This is a genomic window from Micromonospora craterilacus (assembly GCF_003236315.1).
Lineage (GTDB): Bacteria > Actinomycetota > Actinomycetes > Mycobacteriales > Micromonosporaceae > Micromonospora > Micromonospora craterilacus.
The window spans coordinates 1-4,776 of record NZ_POTY01000348.1 but is presented as its reverse complement, the minus strand read 5'-3'; the positions used below and the strand labels follow the sequence as shown (position 1 = coordinate 4,776).

Below are 4,776 nucleotides of genomic sequence, written 5' to 3'. Positions count from 1 at the left end.
GTCCTCGAGGGCAGCGGGGAGCGTTGTGGGGTGGCCGGCGGCCGAGCCCATGGTAGGAGGATCTGTCGCTGTGGTGAAGGTCAGTCGAGTACGCGGTGACCGGCGCGCACCAGTGCGGCCGTCGCCTCGGCCAGGAGTACGGCCGGAACCAGCACGTAGTCGGTGTCGTACGTGGAGAAGGCGACGATGCTGACCCGGGCCTCGCCCAGCGGGTCGACCAGGGCGGTGAGGGTGTCGGTCACCGCGACATCGGTCGGACCGGCCACTCGCAGGCACCGCCATGCGGTCTCCCGGTCGGCCTCTCCCGGTGCCCGCTCGGCCGGGCAGATCACCGACATCCCGTCGGCCGTCCAGCTCACCGTGACGATGTGGTCGCCGGCGAGCCCGCCCGACAGCCCGGGCGGCAGGGTGGAGTCCGCCGCCATCCGGCACACGGCGTACTCCCCCGGCAGCACAGCGATTTCGAGCATGATGGCACCTTACGACCTCGGTGCCGGCCGCCCCACCACCCGCCGTGTGCGTCGAGCGTCACCCTCCGCCGCAGGTCAGACCTCGGAGAAGAAGGTGAGCGAGCCGGCGACCACCCCGTTGGCGAGCACCGGCGTGGAGATGGCGTCGACGGTCGCGTCAGACGCCCCTTCCACCGCCTCGATGCGGAGCAGGCCACGGGCCAGGCGGCCGGAGGAGAGCGCCAGCAGTGGCGGAATCTTGTCGATCTCGGGCTCGGCCAGCTCGCCCCGGTACGCGGTGAAGTCCACCAGCCGCAGCCCGCCGTCGAGCAGCGGCAGCCCGATGACGTCCTCCGGCGTGCCCAGGCCGAGCAGCTCGCAACCGGCGGTGGAGACGGCCACCACCCGGGTCTCGGCGTCGATCAGCAGGCAGGGCTCGCCGGCGCTGGAGACCGTGGCAGACCACCGGCCGATGTTGTCGTACCCCTGCTCTGTCGGTGTCCCTGCCGCGGGCGCGAACACTTCCGAGAGCGAGAGTTCGACGTGGGCCACCGCGCCTCCTATGCACACCGACGGTACGTCCACGCTAGCCGGTCGCCGCGGCGACCGCCGACCGCGCTGGGCGTCCGGGCTGTCGGTGCTGATCGGGGCCCGGTCGGCGACGGCGCGGGCCGGCGAGTGCTGAGCCGGGCCCGGCCGCGTGGCGTCGAGGCAGACGTTACCGGCGGGTGGCCGGCTTGTCAGCGGCCGTTCGGCCGTCCTCGTACCACCGGTAGTCCGCCGCCGGTGGGTAGGTGCCGTTCATCCAGGTGGCGGGGTGCTGCGCCACCCGGGACAGCTTCTCGGCGGTGGCCGGACTGATCCGGTTGCCGGCGGCGACGAGCAGCCTGTCGAGCTCCCGGTGGGTCGCCATGAGGCAGTCCTTGGGGAGGCCGTAGACGCTGATGACGCCGGAGCCCACGAAGGTGAGCACCGGCGTCACCGGGATCGGGTGGCCGACCGCCGTGGTCAGCGCCTTGCTGGCGCGTCTGGCATCGCGGCGGGCCTCGGCCACGTACGGCGGGCGCTTGCCGTTGATCTGCACCACGTCGCCGGCGACCAGGACCCGGGCCCGGCCGTGGTCGGCGATGGTGACGGCGAACAGGCCGCTCGGGCCGATGGCCAGGAACCCGGCGTGGTTGTCGTCGCTGTCGTCGAGCAGGGCGTCAGCGGCCTCCGTGCGCGGCCAGTCGACGACGTGCCACGCCGGCCCGAGGTGGTCGAGCTGGCCGAGCGCGCGGGCACCGGCCGCCTCCTGCCGCCGGGCACCCCGCTCGGCCCGGCGACGGCGAGCCCACTCCAGTGGGGACGGACGAGGGGCCGCGATCACCCCTGGCGCTTCCATCCTGGGATGCGGCACCGCCACGGGCGGCAGCGCCCGGGCGGACGGTACGGCTCGACGAGCGGGGAAGACAGTCATCGCGACCTCCGGCAAAAGGTCCCTCGAAGTTACGTTCTCACTACCCTACGTTGCTGGTCCCGGTACTCGGCAAGCCGGAGCGCCGGAATGACTGTGGATGAATGCCATATTCACCCGGAGTTGTTTTACCGGATGCCGCCAAACCCGTCCCCTACGCTGCGAGAGTGACCCACTACGTGGACAGTGAGGTCGGCCGGCTCGGCACCGTCCTGTTGCACCGGCCGGGGCCGGAACTCGCCCGGCTCACCCCACGCAACAACGACTCCCTGCTGTTCGACGCGATTCCGTGGGTGGGCCGAGCGCAGGAGGAGCACGACGCCTTCGCCGGGGCGCTGCGCGAGCGCGGTGTCGAGGTGCTCTACCTGACCGACCTGCTCACCGAGGCACTGGCCGCGCCGGAGGCCCGGGCCGAACTGACCGAGCAGGTGCTCAGCTCACCCCGGCTCGGCGACGCCCTGCGCGCCCGGGTCGGCGCGCACCTGACGTACCTCGACCCGGCCGCGCTCGCCGGCGTCCTCATCGCCGGCCTGGCCCACGAGGAGCTGCGGCTCGGCGGGGGCCGGGGTGGCGGTCTGGTCTACACCCTGATGGACCGGTACGACTTCGTGATCGACCCGCTCCCGAATCTCCTGTTCACCCGCGACTCGTCACTGTGGATCGGGGACCGGGTGGGGGTGACCAGCCTGGCCATGCCCGCCCGCCGGCGGGAGACCACGCTGACCGACGCGATCTACCGGCATCACCCGCGGTTCGCCGGCACCGAGTTCGTTTACCGGCCCGGGCTGGAGCATCTGGAGGGCGGCGACGTGCTGCTCCTGGCATCCGGGGTGCTGGCCGTCGGGGTGGGCGAGCGGACCACCCCGGCCGGCGCCGAACGGCTGGCCCGCCAGGTCTTCGCGGCGGGGCTCGCGCACACCATCCTCGTCGTGCCGATCGCCCAGGAACGGGCGACCATGCACCTGGACACCGTGTGCACGATGGTCGATGTCGACGCGGTGCTGATGTACCCGAACATCGCTAGCACGCTGTCGGCGTACACGGTGATCGCCGGCGCGGAGGGCGACGACCCGCGGGTCGACGGCCCGGCGCCGTTCCTGCGGGCGGCCGCCGACGCGATGGACCTGGACCAGCTTCGGGTGATCGACACCGGGCTCGACCCGGTGACCGCCGAGCGGGAACAGTGGGACGACGGCAACAACACCCTGGCGCTGGCGCCCCGGCTCTGCGTCGGCTACGAGCGCAACGTCGAGACCAACGCGCAACTGGAGCGGGCTGGCATCGAGGTCATCCCGATCGCCGGCTCCGAGCTGGGCTCGGGCCGCGGCGGCCCCCGCTGCATGTCCTGCCCTCTGCTGAGGGAGTAAGGAAGGGCCCCTTCTTAACGCCTGCGGTAGAGCAAGGGCCCTTCTTAACACCGGTCCGCGGTCAGCGCAGGGTGAGCTGGCGGCCGAGCAGGCCCTGCCGGGACCGCCGGGCCGCCGCGTCGAGCGGGCCGGCCTCCGCCAGGGCGTCGGCGTACCGCTTGGCGAAGTCGGCCACCGGGTCCTCCCAGTCACCGGCCGGAGCGTCCTCGGGCAGGTCCCAAACCGGCACCAGCCGCCCGTGGGCGCGGAACATGCCGGCGAACTTCGTCCCCTCGCCGAGGGTCAGCGAGCCGGCCGCGCCCAGCCGGGCCAGCGCGTCCAGGGCGGCCTCCTCGGCCTCCGGCAGCACCCAGCGCACGTGGGCCTTCTCCGGCACCCGGCACCAGTACGCCGCCCGCGCGGCAGCCAGCCGTACGGTGGGATAGATCGCCGCGTTGGCCCGTTCCAGGGACGCCTGCACGGTCGGGTCGTCGGCGGCCTCCGGAACCAGCCAGAACTCGAAGCCCTCGTGCAGGGTGATCTCCAACGGGCCGTCGACCAGGATGTCCTGGAGTCGGGGACCGGGGCCGGGCAGCGGTGGCACCGGAACCCGTTCACCCGGGGCGACCCGCAGCGCGCAGAGCAGCGACTCGGCGAGATCACGGGAGACGTCCCCGGACTGGAGGTGCCGTTGGAGCCCGACGAAGATGTGCCCGTCCGTCCGGCTCATCGCGGGGGCGGCCATCGGCAGCACCGTGGCCAGCGTGACCGGCCGGTCGCCGTACTCCTCCACCAGCGCCGGGGTGAGGCGCAGCGGCGCGGAGGCGGCGGGGACCAGCTCCCGCAGGGCGATCCACTCCGGCTCGTCGGTCAGCCCCTCGAAGGGTCGGGGGACGAAGACGTCCCGCACCCGCTCCCGCTTGGCGGTCGGTGCGGCGGCCCGCTGGTTCTTTCGACGCTTGCTCACGGCGACACAGCCTAGAGGCCCCGACAAGGCGGTGGGGGCAGGACCCGCCCCTACCGTGGCATCCGGCCACCGCAAGCGGGCCGGTGCCGCTGGTTACCCGGGCTCAGCCGGCGGCCACCAGGCCCGGCCGGTCGGGGGCGGGGTCGAAGTCGGCCCAGACGCTCTGGCCGAGGCCGTCCCGTTCCACGCCCCACCGGCTGGCCAGGCCGGAGACGATGTGCAGGCCGCGGCCGTCGGCCGCAGCCGCGTCCGCCGGGCGGATCCGCGGGATGCCGTCGGCTCCGCCGTCGGTGACCCGTAGCTGCACGTGCGCCCCCTCGGGCGTGGGCCGCAGCCGCCAGGCCACCCGGACCACCCCGCCGGGCAGCGGGTCGGCGTGCCGGACCGCGTTACCCACCAGCTCGGCCAGGACCGCCACCAGATCCGCCAGCGCCGCCGGGGACACCGCCTCGGCCAGCTCGGCGGCGAGCCGGTGCCGGGCGACCCGGGCCCCGCTGACGTGGTGCGGCACCACCACGCACCACGCTCGTTCGACCGCTCCCGTCGACACTTCCGCCC

At 73.6% G+C, this 4,776-nt stretch carries 6 protein-coding genes; 1 reads left to right on the top strand and 5 read right to left on the bottom strand.

Features of this window, described 5'->3' with window-relative positions; genetic code table 11:
• Positions 1-80: 80 nt before the first annotated feature.
• From C1I95_RS31840 to C1I95_RS31830, 3 genes are all read right to left on the bottom strand, one after another.
• Positions 81-470 carry an ACT domain-containing protein gene (locus C1I95_RS31840; protein ID WP_111219555.1) on the bottom strand — a complete coding sequence of 130 codons (390 nt, stop codon included), beginning with the start codon at positions 468-470 and terminating at the stop codon, positions 81-83.
• A gap of 75 nt (positions 471-545) precedes the next feature.
• Positions 546-1,001, bottom strand: coding sequence for a PAS domain-containing protein (locus tag C1I95_RS31835; RefSeq protein WP_111219553.1), 456 nt, complete (start codon positions 999-1,001; stop codon positions 546-548).
• Positions 1,002-1,167: 166 nt separating this feature from the next.
• Complete coding sequence (locus C1I95_RS31830; RefSeq protein WP_111219559.1) at positions 1,168-1,908, bottom strand: hypothetical protein; 741 nt, start codon at positions 1,906-1,908, stop codon at positions 1,168-1,170.
• 164 nt (positions 1,909-2,072) lie between these two features.
• Here C1I95_RS31830 and C1I95_RS31825 point away from each other — a divergent pair, with 164 nt between their 5' ends.
• The gene (locus C1I95_RS31825; protein ID WP_111219551.1) at positions 2,073-3,272 is read left to right on the top strand and encodes an arginine deiminase; all 1,200 of its coding nucleotides are present in this window, start codon (positions 2,073-2,075) and stop codon (positions 3,270-3,272) included.
• A gap of 61 nt (positions 3,273-3,333) precedes the next feature.
• Here the strand turns inward: C1I95_RS31825 and C1I95_RS31820 are convergent, their stop codons facing one another.
• The gene (locus C1I95_RS31820; RefSeq protein WP_111219549.1) at positions 3,334-4,218 is read right to left on the bottom strand and encodes a DUF5926 family protein; all 885 of its coding nucleotides are present in this window, start codon (positions 4,216-4,218) and stop codon (positions 3,334-3,336) included.
• A 103-nt stretch (positions 4,219-4,321) separates the two neighbouring features.
• Positions 4,322-4,768, bottom strand: a complete 447-nt coding sequence (locus tag C1I95_RS31815; protein WP_111219557.1) for an ATP-binding protein — start codon at positions 4,766-4,768, stop codon at positions 4,322-4,324.
• Positions 4,769-4,776 lie beyond the last annotated feature (8 nt).

Bases quoted from the DNA above. Each gene is read 5' to 3' on its own strand.
- C1I95_RS31840 (WP_111219555.1), bottom strand. From the start codon at position 470: ATGCTCGAAATCGCTGTGCTGCCGGGGGAGTACGCCGTGTGCCGGATG.
- C1I95_RS31830 (WP_111219559.1), bottom strand. From the start codon at position 1,908: ATGACTGTCTTCCCCGCTCGTCGAGCCGTACCGTCCGCCCGGGCGCTG.